This is a genomic window from Kitasatospora sp. NPDC087861 (assembly GCF_044742585.1).
Lineage (GTDB): Bacteria > Actinomycetota > Actinomycetes > Streptomycetales > Streptomycetaceae > Kitasatospora.
Genome location: NZ_JBIUUS010000073.1, coordinates 1 through 13,495, shown reverse-complemented (window position 1 = coordinate 13,495; position 13,495 = coordinate 1). Strand labels below are relative to the sequence as shown.

The window sequence follows — 13,495 nt, the reverse complement described above, 5'->3', positions numbered from 1 at the left end:
TGACGTGGTGGTGCCAGCCGCGCCAGGTGCGGCCCTCGAAGTGGTCCAGGCCCAGGCCGTGCTTCATCTCGCGGTAGTCGTGCTCGATGCGCCAGCGGATCTTGGCCAGGCGCACGAGCCGGCGGATCGCGGTGTCGGGCGGGAGACTGGTCAGCCAGTAGTCGGTGGGGGCGTCGGCGCCGCGGGGCCACTCGACCAGCAGGGTCTCGGCCGGAAGGACACCGTCCCACGCGGCGCCGCCGCCGGCGTCAGCGGCGGCGAGCGTGTGGGGGATCTTCCCCGCGGGCCGCACCTGCAGAACGTGGAAGCGCGAGCGCATCGCGCCTCGGCTGCCCTGACGCCAGGTGACCTGCCGAAACACCCGACGCCCGCCCGAGGTGGCGAGTTCGCGCAGGGCGACGGAGTCGGTGCGGTAGCGGGGCAGCGTCCTGCGGCCGGCGCCGCCGTAGGCGGGCGCCTGCGGCTGCGCGTCGTGGGGGGGGGGGGGGGGGGCCCCCCCCCCCCCCCCCGCCGGGGGGGGGGGGCGGGGGGGGGGGGGGCGGGGGGGGGGGGGGGGGGGGGGGGGGGGGGGGCCCCCCCCCCCCCCCCCCCCACGACGTAGTCCAGGTCCCTGGCGCGCAGAGCATGGCGGAAGGCCGCCGACTGGCCGTAGCCCGCATCCGCGACCACGACCTGCGGGGCAAGCCCCCAGGAGATCAGCTCATCCAGCGTTTCGGTCGCCAGGCGCCACTTCTCGACGTGCCCGACCTCCGGCGGCACACCGGTCCGGGTGCGGCGGGCATCGTCGCGGTCGTCCCACTCCGGCGGCACGAACAGCCGCCAGGACAGCGGGCTGGAGGCCTGGTCGGTGACGGCGTGGACGCTCACCCCGACCTGGCAGAGCGAGCGTTTGCCCAGCGCGCCGCAGTACTGCCGCGAGGTGGCCACGGACTGGTCGCCGGCCTTCGGGAACGAGGTGTCGTCGATCACCCACGCCTCGGGCGCGATGGCGGCGGTCATCTTCCGGGCGACCTGCCGCAGCACCGGCGTGTGGTCCCACGGCGACTGGCCGACGAACTGCTGCAAGGCCTGCATGTTCCCGTCCGGCAGCCGCTCGGCCATCGGCTGGACCGACTTACGCCGCCCGTCCAGCATCAGCCCGCGCAGATAACAATCGCCCTGCCGACGCTGGTCCTTACGCGCCAAGGACGCGAAGACCTCGGCCACGAAGTCGCCGAGGTCTTCGCGAAGCTTCTCCACCTCACCAAGATCCACAGACCGCAGCATGCACCGCCACGAACCTCAAGATCAAATCAACCTAACGAAGTACTACTAGGGCCGGCCCCAAGGCCTGGGGTCCGTACGCAGCAGACTGTAGAGGACACCGTCGCGCCATTCGCCGTCCCGGAAGGTGACGCTGCGCCGCACACCCTCGCGGGTGAAGCCGCACTTCTCCAGGGCGCGCTGCTCCGCGTAGTTGGTCGCCTCCGTATCGGCCTCCAGCCTCACCACCGGCGAGTGCGCGAACAGGTAGTCCACCAGGAGGCATTGGGCCTCGGTGCCGATGCCGCGGCCACGCCACTCCGGGCGGAGCACGATCCCGAGGTTCCAGTAGTGGGAGGCGCTCATGGTCCCCACCTGCCGCCAGCCGACGAAGCCCGCGAACTCGTCCCCGCAGCGGATGGCGAGCACCGACTGCTCGGGCGCCAGCAGACCGTTCTCCGTCCATTGCCGCCGGTGCCGGCCCGGGTCGCGCCACCCGAACCACTGGAACGGGCCCACCGCCTCGGGGGCGAGGAGCAGCGCTTCGAAGTGGCCGAGGTCGGCTTCGTCGATCGGTCTGAGGGACACCGGCGCATCGTTCATGCAGACCCCAACGGTCCACGGCCGGGCCCGGGTTCCCCGGGGCGCTTCGTCAGACGGTGGTCGCGTCTTCAGGCGGTGGTCGCGTCCTCAGACGGTGATCGACCGGGCGAGCCGGAAGCCGACGTCGTCGATCCGCAGGGTGGGGTGGCTGCGGCGGCGGACGGAGGCGCGGCAGCTCCAGTGCTCGTCGAACCAGCCACCGCCGCGCAGCACACGGTAGCCGCCGTACACCTCGGCGTCGTACACGTCCCAGCACCACTCCCACACGTTGCCGAGCAGGTCGTACAGGCCGAACCCGTTGGGGCGCAGGCCACCGACGTCGTGCGGGCGCTCGCCCGAGTTGCCGCGGTGCCAGGCGATCTCGTCGAGCGGCCCGTAGCGGGGGCCGTCCGTCCCGGCACGGCAGGCGTGCTCCCACTCGGCCTCGGTGGGCAGCCGGTAGCCGTCGGCGGCGCGGTCCCAGCTGACGGACTCGCCGTCGAGGCGGTAGGCCGGTGCGAACCCGTCCCGCCGGGACAGTTCGTTGCAGTAGTGGACGGCGTCGTACCAGGAGACACTGTCGGCGGGGTACCGGTCGCCGGCCCCGGCGCCGTACTGCTCGCGGGTGACCGGACAGGCCGCCAGCTCGTAGGGGGCGAGGTCGACGCTCCAACTCCGTTGTGTGCGACGGTCCGACAGCGTGACGCGGCCGGACGGAACGGTGATCATGCCGGTGCTCACGTCCATGATCCGCGATCCTAGACGAGTAGGCCCCCGCCCCGGCGGGCACGGACACGGTGCCCGACCGGACGGTACGGGCGCACGTTCTCGCGGAGGGCGGTATCGACCATGGCAGGCACGAAGGTCAGCACGGTGGTGGAGGCTCCGGCCGAGCGGGTGTGGGAGCTGCTCCGGAACTTCCACGACCTGGGCGGCTGGCACCCGAACCTGCCGGCCAGCCGGCTCGGCAACGAGCTGACCGGCAACGCGATCGGGGCGGTCCGGGTGTTCGAGTTCGACGGCGTGGTGCTGCACGAGACGCTGCTCGCCTACGACGAGGAGACCCGCAGCTACACCTACGGTTTCCCGGAGGGGACGTTCGAGCTGTACGACTACCGGGCGACGCTGCGGGTCACCCCGGTCACCGCGCTGGACGCCAGCTTCGTGGAGTGGAGCGCCACCTACGAGGTCGAGTCCGAGCACCGCAAGGAGTCCACGGACCGGGTGCACGGGGTGTTCACGGCCGGTCTGGCAGCCCTGCGCGAGCGCTTCGCCCGCTGACGGCAGCGGGCGGACTACCGGCCCATCACCACGTACAACGTGACCAGCGACCAGCCCAGCAGCGACAGCACCCCCACGAACCACCCGAGTGCGGCCGCCCCCCGGCCGTACTCGGGGCCGCGGGCGCGCTGGAACGCGGCCACCAGCGCGGGGATCGCGGCGATCGGCAGGAACACGAAGTCCGCCAGCAGGAACCATCCGCCGAACCCGATCACGAACCAGATGCTCACGAACAGCAGCGGCACCGAGGCGACCGCCACCACCGTGCCCGCCGCCGCACAGGCGACCCGGAACGGGCCCCGCTCCCGGTAGCACACCGGCACCGCACAGGCGACGGCGCCGACCAGCGCGACCACGTGCAGGATCGAGCCTTGCAAGCCGAACGCCACCACCGCGAGCGCCAACGGCAGCAGGCACACCGAGGCCGCCAGCCCTGCCAGCCATCTCGCACTCCCCGGCACCACCACCATGAGTCCCCCAAGCAGCTATTTGAACGCGTTCAAAGCTAGCACGCACTCCGCCGGGAGAAGCGGCAGGACCCGCAGGCACGCCCAAGCCCCCAGCCCGAGCACGGCGACCGACCAGCCCAACGCTCCACCGCGCGCCCGGGCAGCCCGGGCAGCCCGCTCAACGCGAGGCGCCGGGCCGCCAATCGGCGAGCCGGCTCACCATTCATCCACAGGGGTCGTCCAGCGGAGGCGCAGATGGTGGAGGGAGCCGGGGAGGACGACGGGGAGGTCGAGCGGGCCCGCACCGGTGAGGTACTCGGCGACGAAGCGGTCGGCGGACGGGCCGGTGAGGTAGCGCTCGAACCAGAGCCACTGGGGGCGACTTATGGGCTGGAACTGGAGGGAGCGCCAGAGCGCGTCGAGGGCCTTGGGGAGGAGGGTGTAGATCGTCGGCGGCATCAGACCACCGGTGACCTCGGCGGTGACCAGGCGGTCCTCGCTCACGCCACACGCTCCACGGGGGTGAACGAGGAGGCGGCGCAGCCGATCTCCGACCACACGATCTTGCCGATGGGCAGGCGCGGGCAGCAACCCCAGCGCTCGGAGAGGAGATTGACGAGGAGAAGGCCCCGCCCGGACTCGTCGTCGACGGACGTCGAACGGAGGAGCGGCGCGCGGTCACGGCGCGCATCGTGCACCTCGATGCGCAGCCGGGACGGGCTGAGGGAGAGGGAGAGCCACAGCCGGTTGCCGATCGGAGTGCCGTGCGCCACGGCGTTGGTGACGAGCTCGGACACCACCAACAGGCCGGAGTCGGCGAAGAGTTCGCCGGAGGGAGTGGAGTCGAGGAGCCGCGAGAGCACCCGTCGGGCCTTCGCCGGCGACCGCCGACTGCGCAGCAGCCAACAGCTGGACACGAACTCGGGAGGGCTGACAGACGGTTCGAGCATGGCGGCGCCACCTTCGAGAGGGATGGAGAAGATCCAGACTGAGCTGCCAACTCGGCGGGCTTCCGCGACCAGCGCAGCGCCCAGCACGAGACACCGGAATGCGCGCCCACCGACCTACACGGACCTCACAGTCAGCCAGCGATCCGTTACTCACAGCATGGTGCACATCGCATCGACAACGCAAGGCACGTCGATGAAATATGAAAACTTTCATCCTGGAGGGCAAGGTGCCGCCCCTAGACTCCTCACAGGTAGTGGCGAAGCATCACATAGGCCATGCACACTGGGTCTTGGAAGCTCTGGAGGGGTCACATAGATGGCGGTCGCAGTACCAGCCGTGCGATACCGGCGCATCGCAGCCGAGCTCAGGCGACTTCGCGAACTCAAGAACCTGTCAGCCGAAGACGTGGCGGCCCAGGTCGACGGCGTCAACCTGGTGAAGCTCAGCAGATACGAGAACGCCCGCGTCCAGCTCAAGCCGGACGTCGTCCGCGCACTGCTCGACTTCTACGAGTGCGACGAGGAACTCAAGGAGGTCCTCGTCGAGATCCTCCGCGACAAGCGCCGCCCCGGTTGGATGGCCGGCTACGAGCAGCTGAACCCGCTCTACACGGATCTGATCCGCCTCGAAGAGACTGCCGTGGGCAACAAGTCCTACCAGTCCGCTTACATCCCGGGCCTGCTCCAGACCCGTCAGTACGCTCACGCCATCATCTCCAGCGGCGTGATCAACAAGCCCAGCGTCGAAGAACGTGTCGACGTCCGGATCAACAGACAGTCCGTCCTCACTCGATCCGAGAACCCGTTGAAGTTGTGGGCCGTGATTCACGAGGCAGCCCTGACCATGAGTGCCGCCCCCGGCGTGATGGCCGACCAGCTGGACAAGCTGCTGCAGTTCAGCCGGCTCCCCAACATCAGGATTCAGATCATGCCGGCCATGGCTCCGCCGCATCCCGGAATGACCGGGCCGTTCGCACTCCTGGAGTTTCGGCAGCGCGATCTCGACCTGGTCCTGCTCAGCGGAATGCTCAGCAGCGACTGGGTTGAAGACCCGGACCAAGTCGATGTCTATCGAGCAGCGTTCGACGAAATCATGGCAACCGCCCTGTCCCTCGACGAGTCGCGAAACCTCATCACACAGAAGAGAGACATGCTCAAGTGACCCACTTCCCTGTCGCCTCCACACTCCCCGTCCAGTGGAGGAAGGCAAGCGCCAGCAACCCGAACGACGATTGCATCGAAGTAGCCGACGGCATCACCGGCATCATCCCGGTCCGCGACAGCAAGGACCCCCACGGCCCGGCCCTCTGCTTCAGCCCCGAGGCCTGGCAGTCCTTCGTCGTCGGTGTCCAGGCAGGCGAGTTCCCGGCAGTTCTCTAACCTCCGCTGCCCGGGGGCGGCCCCGTGCCGAGCACGGGGCCGACCCCGGCTTGACGACCACACCTGGTCCACGACACCGTGCTAAGTGCAGGGACTCGCAACCGACTTCACGGAAGGGGCAGTCATGGCGCTACGTTTCACCGGGATCGACCCGGACACCCCCAACGGCGGATCTCCTACGGTGTGGCTCGAAGACGAGAAAGCAGAGATCGTCATCCAGGGATGGCTCCCGGACGCCGGGTTGCTCCGCACCATCAGCGAGACCGAGTGGGTTCCTGATCACCCCATCGGCGTCCCGGACCACGAGGGCGTCGTCCGTATCCCCGTCCGGATGATCCCGGCCTTGCGAAAGGTTTGCGATGACGCAGAACGTGCCGGACTTTGGCGCGCTGCTGAGGAGCGCTGAGCGATCGGCGGTCCATTTGGAGATGCGGGACTCCTACATGGACGATCCGGTCTTCGCCGACTGGCGTGCGGGGCTGCCGGTGGACCAGCCGAACGTGTACGACCTGCCCGAGGAGTACCGAGCCTGGGCCGCGCTGGTGAAGGAAACCGTCGCCCGTGGCGTCGTGATGCGCCGCGCTCGGATCGTCTCCGAGCCGGTCACCGACTACATCCGCTGGGAGCACGCCATCACCGCGCGGCACAACATCGCGCTCGGCGAGCAAGTCCGCTGGCTGCCCCGCCGGATGGCCTCCGACCTCGCGTTGCCGGGCAACGATCTCTGGCTGATCGATGATCGCCTGGTCCTCTTCCACTGGTTCACCGGTGACGGTGACTGGGCCGGCCATCACTTCAACGAGGACCCGGCCACGGTGAAGATGGTCTCCGCTTCCTTCGAGGCGGTCTGGGAGCGCGCCGTCCCGCACGCGCAGTACACCGCCTGAATCACCACCGGCACCGGGCAGTTCGCACATGTCGTCGTCCCCGTCCTCCAGCGTTGTCGAGGCCCGCAAGGCGCTCGCCAACCGGCTGGTCGAGATCCGCAAGGACGCCGGGCTGACCGGCGACGAGTTGTCTGCCCGGTGCAGGTGGCATCCTGCCAAGACCAGCCGGATCCAGAGTGGCAAGTCCGCTCCGTCCGAGGACGATCTCCGCGCCTGGTGCACTGCCTGCAACGCCGAGAACCAGATCCCCGACCTCATCGCCACGGCCCGCGCCGTCGAGTCGATGTACACCGAGTGGCGCCGCATGGAGCGCACCGGGTTGCGGGCCGCGCAGGAGTCCGTCGCCGCGCTCTACCAACGCACGAAGCTCTTCCGTGTGTACGCGAGCCGGGTCATTCCCGGCATGGTGCAAACGCCCGAGTACACCGCTGCCGTACTGCGCTCGATCCAACGTGATCGTGTCCCCATCGATGACGTCGAGGAGGCCGTGGAAGCGCGGCTGAAGCGTCAGCGCATGCTGTTCTCCGGCCGCCACCGGTTCGGCCTGCTGGTCGAGGAGTACGTTCTCCGCGCCGCCGTGAGCGATGCCGAGACAATGTCGGATCAACTCGGTCATCTGATCAGCGCCGCATCCAGCCCTTTCGTCAGCCTTGGCATCATCCCCACCGGCTGCGATCGCCACCAACTGCCCGTCGAGGACTTCTACATGTTCGATGAGGCCGAAGTCGCCGTCGAACTGACCTCCGGCTATCTCCGCATCACCCACCCCGCGAAATCTCCGACTACCTGCGCACGTTCGCCACGTTGACGGGGATGGCCGTACACGGCGACGAGGCCCGGAAGCTGATCGCCTCCGCGCTCGCCGCACTCGGGTGAATCCACGCAAGAAGTCGCAAGTACGTTGAGTGTTGAGTCGACTACTCCATACCGTCGTTGGTGCCGCCCGGCGCGGGCAGCACCAACGAAATCGGGCACGAGAGGAGACCACCGTGACCACCGCCTCCGTGGAACGGCAGCCGTTCGCCATGCGCTACGCCGCGCGCCAGACCAGTGAGCCGGCCGACGCCACCGGCGTCACGTACGACCAGGAGCTGCAGATCGCCGTCACGTCCGACGGCAACCCCTGGGCGCACACCGCCCTCGGCGAGACCAGCAGCAACACCAACTCCGACAGCAGGAACGACGAAGGCACCGACTTCTACTAGGAGAACCAAGGTGACGGAACCGGACGGCGAGGCTGTGCTGGTTCTCACGAGCCGGCTCGACTCGACTGCGGATCTGGTGGTCGAACACCTGAACGGCCGGGGCGTCCCGGTGTTCCGTTGCGACACCGCCGAGTTCCCTACCGAACTCACCCTGACCGCGACGCTGGAGGGGAGGTGGGCCGGTGTGCTCGACAACGGGCACCGCGCGCTCGACCTGTCCCGTGTCCGGTCCGTGTACTTCCGCAGGCCCGAAGAGTTCCGACTGCCTGGCGGCATGTCCGAGGCCGGGCGGCGGTTCGCCGCCGCCCAGTCCCGGGCCGGCTTCGTCGGTGTCGCCGTCTCTCTTCCCGGCCTGTGGATCAACCACCCCGCGCGGGACTTGGACGCCAACCACAAGCCGTGGCAACTCGCCGTCGCCCGGCGCCTGGGGCTGAATCCACCGCACAGCATCATCACCAACGACCCCGAGGCGGGCCGGAGGTTCGCCGCCGACCTCGGCGCCCCGGTCATCACCAAGAGCCTCGGCGCGCCCGTGGACACGGTCGTCATCGACCCCGCGGACCTGGACGACTCGGTACGCCTGTGCGCCCACCTCTTCCAGGAGTGGATCGACAAGTCGCACGAGGTCCGGCTGACCGTGGTCGGCGACCGCTTCTTTCCCGTCGAGATCCATGCCGGGTCGGAGGCCGCCCGGATCGACTGGCGCACCGACTACAAGAGCCTCACGTACAGGCCGACGACCATCCCCACCCCGGTGCGCGAGCGCGTGGCCACGTTCATGCGCGAATTCGGACTCGTCTTCGGGGCCTTCGACTTCATCGTGACGCCGGCCGGGGACTGGCGTTTCCTCGAAGTGAACCCCAACGGCCAGTGGTCGTGGATCGAGCACAGGACCGGCGTGCCCATCTCGCACGCCATCGCGGATCTTCTGGAGAAGGGCACCACAGGTGAGTGACACCCTGGACGGGATCGAGGGAACGGCGCACGGGCTGCGCGTCACACTGGCGGAGGAACTGGAGCGCGACGGTTCACTGCGGACCCCGCAGTGGCGGGACGCGGTGCTGGCAGTGCCCCGCCATGTCTTCCTGCCGACGTTCTACACCGCCGTGGACGGCCCTGACGGCATCACCCGATACACCGCCGTCAGCCGGGACCCCGACGCACGGAAGTGGCTACGGCTGGCCTACGAGAACACGACGTGGGTCACCCAGCTCGACCACGGCACCACCCGGCCGAACAGCGAACCCGTCACCGGGACGCCCACCAGTTCCTCGACGCTACCCGGCGTCGTGGTGCGGATGCTCGAAGACCTCGACGTCCCGGACCGCGTGAGCGTGCTCGAAGTCGGAACCGGCACCGGCTACTCCACCGCGCTGCTGTGCGCCCGGCTCGGCGATCAGTACGTGACCAGCGTGGAGCACGACGCCGTCCTGTCCGCCGCAGACGGCAAGCGGCTCGCCTCCATCGGCTACCACCCCCACCTGATCGTCGGCGACGGCGCCAAGGGAAACCCCGACAGCAGCGGACCGTACGGCCGGATCATCGCCACCTACTCGCCCAACCGTGTCCCGGCCGAATGGCTGGCCCAGGCTCTCCCCGGCGGGGTCATCCTGGTGTCGCTGGTCGGCGGCCTCGACGCGTACGGCTACGTGAAACTGCACGTCGGCGACGGCGAAGCGCAGGGCCGGTTCATCAACTCCGACGTCTCGTTCATGCGCTCCCGCGAGACCCGGCGGCCCGTGATCGGCCCCCTCATGCGCGCCGCCATCCAGGCCCGCGACGACGCCGGCGGCCTCGACACGGCCGTCCACCCCCACACCCTGGACAACCCCGCGTTCCTGTGGCACGCCCAACTCACGATGCCCGGCACAACCCGGCTACGCCTTTCGGCCGACAGCGTCGCGGGGCAGTGGTTCCTTCACCCCGACGGATCATGGGCGGTGCTGGAGAGTCGGAACGACGGCACCACGCGCGCCTTCCAGGGCGGCCCACGTGCCCTCTGGTCCGAGCTGGAGGCCGCCACCTCGACGTGGCTGTCCAACGGACGTCCTGGGCTGGACCGTTACGGGCTCACTGTGACCCCGAAGACGAACACGGTCTGGCTGGACGACCCCGGCAACACGGTCGGCGTTCTCGGGGAGTGATCACCTCTGCGGCCCTCAGGCCTCCGTTCGAGGACGCCGCGCGCCTCCCCAGCCCGGTCCCGGCCCGCGATCCTCCGCAACCTCATCGACGACCGCCTGGTCCTCTTCCACTGGTTCACCGGTGACGGCGACTGGGCCGGGTGCGGCTCCATGACGCTCCCCGGCTCGGCTCGGAGCGCTCCGAACCACCGTGGTCGAAACGTTACTTCGGGCCCTTCCCGGCCCACCCCCTCGCCCCGCGGAACCAGCTCTTCCCGGCCTCGGGCGGGGTCGCCGCCGTACGCCGGCCAGGGCCCGAAGCACCCGTCACGGCCACCGTCCCGGAGCCCTCAACAGCCCACCCCGCAGCGGGTTCTGCGCCGCTCGAACGCGCCCGTCGAACCACCTACGCTCGGCCGCATGAACCGTACGATCCGCACCACCGAGGACGTTCTCGCCCTCCTCGACGGCCTCTTCCCGCCGGCCGAACCCTTCTGGGACGGCTGCTACGCGAATCGCGCCGCCGACCGCCCGTTCTTCGCGCCCAAGCCGGACGAGAACCTGGTCTCCTACCTCGACCGCGGCCTGTTCTCCCCCGGCCGCGCGCTCGACCTCGGCTGCGGCCCCGGCCGCAACGCGCTCCACCTGGCGTCGCTCGGCTTCGACGTCGACGCCGTCGACCTCTCCCCCGCCGCCATCGCCTGGGCCGAGGAGCGCTCCCACGAGGCCGGAACCGGCGCCAACCTGCGGTTCCACCGGGCGAGCATCTTCGAGGTCGAACTGCCCCACGACCGGTACGACCTGGTCTACGACTCCGGCTGCCTGCACCACCTGCCCCCGCACCGCCGGATCAGCTACCTGGCCCTGCTCGACCGTGTCCTCGCCCCCGGCGGGCACTTCGCCGTCGCCGCCTTCGCCGCCGGTGCGATGGGCTCCGAACGCCCCGACGAGGATCTCTACCGGCTCGGCGGACTGGAGGGCGGGCTCGCCTACTCGCCGGACGAGCTCCGCGCGCTCTTCGCCGACTTCACGCCCCTCGAAGTCCGCCCGATGACCCCCCAACCGTCCGGCTCCCCTCTCTTCGGCGTCCCCTTCCTCCTCACCGCCCTCTTTCAGCGCGCCGGCTGACCCGGAACCGACCCGACGGGCTGCGCAGGACGTCGGACGGGTCGACTTCCCACGCAGCCCACACGAGCGCTCGACGTCCCACCGTTCTCACAGCCTTCTTCCAGCGACCTGCCAGCCTTTCATCCGCTTCTCATCTGCCACCCCTAGCCTCCGCCAGATGAACGTCTCCCTGCTCGGCGGTTGGTTCCCGTGGACCGTCCAGGCCGTGGCCCTCGCCCTGTTCCTGGCCGCCCTGGGCTGGCGGGACCGGACGTGGCGGCTCAAGTGGGGTCCGATCGCCCTCGGGACGGCGCTGCTGCTCATCGCCCTCACCGCCGTCGGCGTGCTCACCCTGGCCGGGATCACCGACCCGATTCCGTACGGGGTGTGGCTGTGGGGCGGGGTGGCGATCGCGGCGTTCAGCGTGCTCGGGTTCGGCTGGCGCGGCGCCCGCTGGTGGCGCCGCGCCCTCGCGCCGCCGGCCGCGCTGCTGGCGCTGTTCTGCGCCGCGAACAGCGTGAACATCGCCACCGGCTACTACCCGACCCTCGACGACGCGATCGGCGAACTGAGCGGGCAGCCGTTGCCGGAGCAGATCACGCTCGCCGAACTCGGCTCCATCCACGGGAAGACCAGGACCGGCCGCATCGTCCAGGTGGACATCCCGGACACCGCCAGCGGCTTCGCCCACCGGCAGGAGCTGGTCTACCTGCCGCCCGCGTGGTTCCGCAGCCAGAACCGGCCGAAGCTGCCGGCGTTGGAGATGATCGGTGGCGAGTTCGCGGCGCCCGACAACTGGATCCGCTCCGGCAACGCCGTCAAGACCGCGGACGACTTCGCCGCCAAGCACAACGGCTTCGCGCCGATCCTCGTCTTCGTCGACGCGACCGGCGGCTTCCGGGTGGACACCGAGTGCGTGGACGGCCCGCACGGCAACTCCGAGAGCCACCTGCTCAAGGACGTCCCGCCGTTCGTCCAGAAGACCTTCAACGCCGCCGCCGACCCGCACAAGTGGGGCGTGGCCGGCTGGTCGATGGGTGGCACCTGCGCCGTCGACCTCACCGTCGAACACCCCAACGTCTTCACCCACTTCGGCGACTTCTCGGGCGACAAGGGCCCCGCCATCGGCGACAAGGACCACACCGTCCAGGAGCTGTACGGCGGCGACGCGGCGGCCTGGACGGCCCACGACCCGCTGACCGTCCTCGCCCACCACCCCAAGTACCAGGGCGTCTCCGGCTACTTCGGGCAGGGCGACGAGGAGCACGGCCAGATCGAGTCCGCCAAGGCCCTCAACGACGCCGCCAAGAAGGACGGCATCCGCACCACCACCGCCATCGGCTCCGGCAAGCACACCTGGCAGACCGGCGCCGCCACCTTCGCCCAGGCCCTCCCCTGGCTCGCCCAGCAACTCGGCGTCCCGGGCACCCACGCCTGACCTCCGCCCGGGGACGCGTCGGGCAATTCCCGCCGGGGGAAAGCCTTGGCATCGGCGACCCCCGGGACCGCGAGTGCCACCGCTCCGGCGCAGGGCGACAAGGGCCGGCGGCGACGCCGGCGGGCCGGCAAACCCCGCCCCGGCAGCGGAAATCCCCGACCGTACGCATCCCGTCGATCGGCGAGCCGCCCGGCCGGCCGGCGGCCGCCACCTCGGCCCGGCCATGGCTTCCGACACGCCCGCACACAACTTCCCCACCAACCCAACGGCGAGCGGCAGTGGAAGCGGGCTACCCGTCGGTATCCCGCTTTGCTCCGGGCGGCCGGGTGGCATAAGTTTCGACCGCCGTCGGAGCAACCGGCCCTGACCGCCCCTCGGAGCAGAGGAGCGCGGCGGGCCGGGCAGCCGGACGGCAGGACGTACGGGGGAAGGAACAGCCATGCCGAGTGCCCGCATCGACGGGTCGACCGGGCGGCGGGAGCGGGCGGCCGGTGCCGCGCGCCCGGCCCCGGTCCACGACACCGGACACGTGAGGACTCGTCTGCCGCGCAGCGCCGCAATGACCGCCGCCGCATCAGCAGCAGCAGCAGCAGCAGCGATCGTCCGCCAGGGCGCGCCGAGTGTCTGCGGGCCGGACAGCGGCGTGACGGCGCCGGTCTGCGAGGCCCTGCCGGGCTGCTGACGCGCAGCCCCGAAGACCGCCCCGGCACTGCCGGGGCACACGGCGGTGGGGGCCGCCCCCGCCCGGGGCCCCCCCCCCCCCCCCCCCCCCCCCCGGCGGGGGGCCCCCCCCCCCCCGGGGGGGGCGGGGGGGGCCCGGCCCCCCGCCACAGCCGGCGCCCCCGCCCAGA

Annotated in this window: 18 protein-coding genes and 1 pseudogene; 12 read left to right on the top strand and 7 right to left on the bottom strand. The window is 70.4% G+C overall.

What is annotated here, in order from left to right:
- The 4 genes and pseudogenes from ACIOJE_RS40425 to ACIOJE_RS40410 all read right to left on the bottom strand — a co-directional run.
- The coding region (locus tag ACIOJE_RS40425; RefSeq protein ID WP_400783590.1) for a transposase at positions 1 to 319 on the bottom strand (319 nt) is incomplete at its 3' end.
- A 242-nt stretch (positions 320 to 561) separates the two neighbouring features.
- Positions 562 to 1,266: pseudogene (locus ACIOJE_RS40420) on the bottom strand (IS701 family transposase); the annotation flags it as partial.
- A gap of 45 nt (positions 1,267 to 1,311) precedes the next feature.
- Complete coding sequence (locus ACIOJE_RS40415; RefSeq protein ID WP_400783587.1) at positions 1,312 to 1,830, bottom strand: GNAT family N-acetyltransferase; 519 nt, start codon at positions 1,828 to 1,830, stop codon at positions 1,312 to 1,314.
- Between the two features lie 102 nt (positions 1,831 to 1,932).
- Positions 1,933 to 2,571 (bottom strand): formylglycine-generating enzyme family protein, encoded by a 639-nt coding sequence (locus ACIOJE_RS40410; RefSeq protein ID WP_400783584.1) that lies wholly within the window; start codon positions 2,569 to 2,571, stop codon positions 1,933 to 1,935.
- A gap of 102 nt (positions 2,572 to 2,673) precedes the next feature.
- Here ACIOJE_RS40410 and ACIOJE_RS40405 point away from each other — a divergent pair, with 102 nt between their 5' ends.
- The gene (locus tag ACIOJE_RS40405) at positions 2,674 to 3,105 is read left to right on the top strand and encodes an SRPBCC family protein (protein ID WP_400783581.1); all 432 of its coding nucleotides are present in this window, start codon (positions 2,674 to 2,676) and stop codon (positions 3,103 to 3,105) included.
- A gap of 14 nt (positions 3,106 to 3,119) precedes the next feature.
- Here the strand turns inward: ACIOJE_RS40405 and ACIOJE_RS40400 are convergent, their stop codons facing one another.
- The 3 genes from ACIOJE_RS40400 to ACIOJE_RS40390 form a co-directional block, all read right to left on the bottom strand.
- A complete protein-coding gene (locus ACIOJE_RS40400) occupies positions 3,120 to 3,575 on the bottom strand; it encodes a hypothetical protein (protein WP_400783578.1) in 456 nt (151 codons plus the stop codon).
- Between the two features lie 195 nt (positions 3,576 to 3,770).
- Positions 3,771 to 4,058 (bottom strand): hypothetical protein, encoded by a 288-nt coding sequence (locus ACIOJE_RS40395; RefSeq protein WP_400783576.1) that lies wholly within the window; start codon positions 4,056 to 4,058, stop codon positions 3,771 to 3,773.
- On the bottom strand, positions 4,055 to 4,504 hold the full coding sequence (locus tag ACIOJE_RS40390; protein ID WP_400783573.1) for an ATP-binding protein: 450 nt from the start codon (positions 4,502 to 4,504) through the stop codon (positions 4,055 to 4,057). The genes ACIOJE_RS40395 and ACIOJE_RS40390 overlap by 4 nt, the downstream gene beginning before the upstream one ends.
- A 316-nt stretch (positions 4,505 to 4,820) precedes the next feature.
- On the opposite strand from ACIOJE_RS40390, the gene ACIOJE_RS40385 reads away from it, so the two are divergent.
- The 11 genes from ACIOJE_RS40385 to ACIOJE_RS40335 all read left to right on the top strand — a co-directional run bounded on the left by ACIOJE_RS40385 (position 4,821) and on the right by ACIOJE_RS40335 (position 13,326).
- The gene (locus tag ACIOJE_RS40385) at positions 4,821 to 5,666 is read left to right on the top strand and encodes a helix-turn-helix domain-containing protein (RefSeq protein ID WP_400783571.1); all 846 of its coding nucleotides are present in this window, start codon (positions 4,821 to 4,823) and stop codon (positions 5,664 to 5,666) included.
- Positions 5,663 to 5,884 carry a DUF397 domain-containing protein gene (locus tag ACIOJE_RS40380; protein WP_400783568.1) on the top strand — a complete coding sequence of 74 codons (222 nt, stop codon included), beginning with the start codon at positions 5,663 to 5,665 and terminating at the stop codon, positions 5,882 to 5,884. The genes ACIOJE_RS40385 and ACIOJE_RS40380 overlap by 4 nt, the downstream gene beginning before the upstream one ends.
- A gap of 124 nt (positions 5,885 to 6,008) precedes the next feature.
- On the top strand, positions 6,009 to 6,290 hold the full coding sequence (locus ACIOJE_RS40375; protein ID WP_400783565.1) for a hypothetical protein: 282 nt from the start codon (positions 6,009 to 6,011) through the stop codon (positions 6,288 to 6,290).
- The gene (locus tag ACIOJE_RS40370) at positions 6,244 to 6,771 is read left to right on the top strand and encodes a DUF6879 family protein (protein ID WP_400783563.1); all 528 of its coding nucleotides are present in this window, start codon (positions 6,244 to 6,246) and stop codon (positions 6,769 to 6,771) included. Before ACIOJE_RS40375 ends, ACIOJE_RS40370 begins: the two co-directional genes overlap by 47 nt.
- Positions 6,772 to 6,799: 28 nt before the next feature.
- A complete protein-coding gene (locus tag ACIOJE_RS40365) occupies positions 6,800 to 7,579 on the top strand; it encodes a helix-turn-helix domain-containing protein (protein ID WP_400783561.1) in 780 nt (259 codons plus the stop codon).
- A 181-nt stretch (positions 7,580 to 7,760) separates the two neighbouring features.
- On the top strand, positions 7,761 to 7,976 hold the full coding sequence (gene tgmA / locus ACIOJE_RS40360) for a putative ATP-grasp-modified RiPP (RefSeq protein ID WP_400783559.1): 216 nt from the start codon (positions 7,761 to 7,763) through the stop codon (positions 7,974 to 7,976).
- A 10-nt stretch (positions 7,977 to 7,986) separates the two neighbouring features.
- On the top strand, positions 7,987 to 8,931 hold the full coding sequence (gene tgmB, locus ACIOJE_RS40355; RefSeq protein ID WP_400783557.1) for an ATP-grasp ribosomal peptide maturase: 945 nt from the start codon (positions 7,987 to 7,989) through the stop codon (positions 8,929 to 8,931).
- Complete coding sequence (locus ACIOJE_RS40350) at positions 8,924 to 10,120, top strand: methyltransferase (protein ID WP_400783555.1); 1,197 nt, start codon at positions 8,924 to 8,926, stop codon at positions 10,118 to 10,120. Before tgmB ends, ACIOJE_RS40350 begins: the two co-directional genes overlap by 8 nt.
- Before the next feature lie 399 nt (positions 10,121 to 10,519).
- Positions 10,520 to 11,227, top strand: coding sequence for a class I SAM-dependent methyltransferase (locus ACIOJE_RS40345; protein ID WP_400783553.1), 708 nt, complete (start codon positions 10,520 to 10,522; stop codon positions 11,225 to 11,227).
- Between the two features lie 157 nt (positions 11,228 to 11,384).
- Entirely contained in the window at positions 11,385 to 12,644 is a 1,260-nt protein-coding gene (locus ACIOJE_RS40340) for an alpha/beta hydrolase (protein ID WP_400783551.1), read from the top strand.
- Positions 12,645 to 13,083: 439 nt separating this feature from the next.
- On the top strand, positions 13,084 to 13,326 hold the full coding sequence (locus tag ACIOJE_RS40335; protein WP_280674325.1) for a hypothetical protein: 243 nt from the start codon (positions 13,084 to 13,086) through the stop codon (positions 13,324 to 13,326).
- Positions 13,327 to 13,495 lie beyond the last annotated feature (169 nt).

Excerpts from the sequence above, each read along its gene's own strand:
- ACIOJE_RS40410 (WP_400783584.1), bottom strand. The coding sequence starts at position 2,571 with ATGGACGTGAGCACCGGCATGATCACCGTTCCGTCCGGCCGCGTCACG.
- ACIOJE_RS40390 (WP_400783573.1), bottom strand. The coding sequence starts at position 4,504 with ATGCTCGAACCGTCTGTCAGCCCTCCCGAGTTCGTGTCCAGCTGTTGG.
- ACIOJE_RS40345 (WP_400783553.1), top strand. The coding sequence starts at position 10,520 with ATGAACCGTACGATCCGCACCACCGAGGACGTTCTCGCCCTCCTCGAC.
- ACIOJE_RS40375 (WP_400783565.1), top strand. The coding sequence starts at position 6,009 with ATGGCGCTACGTTTCACCGGGATCGACCCGGACACCCCCAACGGCGGA.
- ACIOJE_RS40370 (WP_400783563.1), top strand. The coding sequence starts at position 6,244 with ATGACGCAGAACGTGCCGGACTTTGGCGCGCTGCTGAGGAGCGCTGAG.
- ACIOJE_RS40340 (WP_400783551.1), top strand. The coding sequence starts at position 11,385 with ATGAACGTCTCCCTGCTCGGCGGTTGGTTCCCGTGGACCGTCCAGGCC.
- ACIOJE_RS40400 (WP_400783578.1), bottom strand. The coding sequence starts at position 3,575 with ATGGTGGTGGTGCCGGGGAGTGCGAGATGGCTGGCAGGGCTGGCGGCC.
- ACIOJE_RS40405 (WP_400783581.1), top strand. The coding sequence starts at position 2,674 with ATGGCAGGCACGAAGGTCAGCACGGTGGTGGAGGCTCCGGCCGAGCGG.
- ACIOJE_RS40365 (WP_400783561.1), top strand. The coding sequence starts at position 6,800 with ATGTCGTCGTCCCCGTCCTCCAGCGTTGTCGAGGCCCGCAAGGCGCTC.
- ACIOJE_RS40385 (WP_400783571.1), top strand. The coding sequence starts at position 4,821 with ATGGCGGTCGCAGTACCAGCCGTGCGATACCGGCGCATCGCAGCCGAG.
- ACIOJE_RS40335 (WP_280674325.1), top strand. The coding sequence starts at position 13,084 with ATGCCGAGTGCCCGCATCGACGGGTCGACCGGGCGGCGGGAGCGGGCG.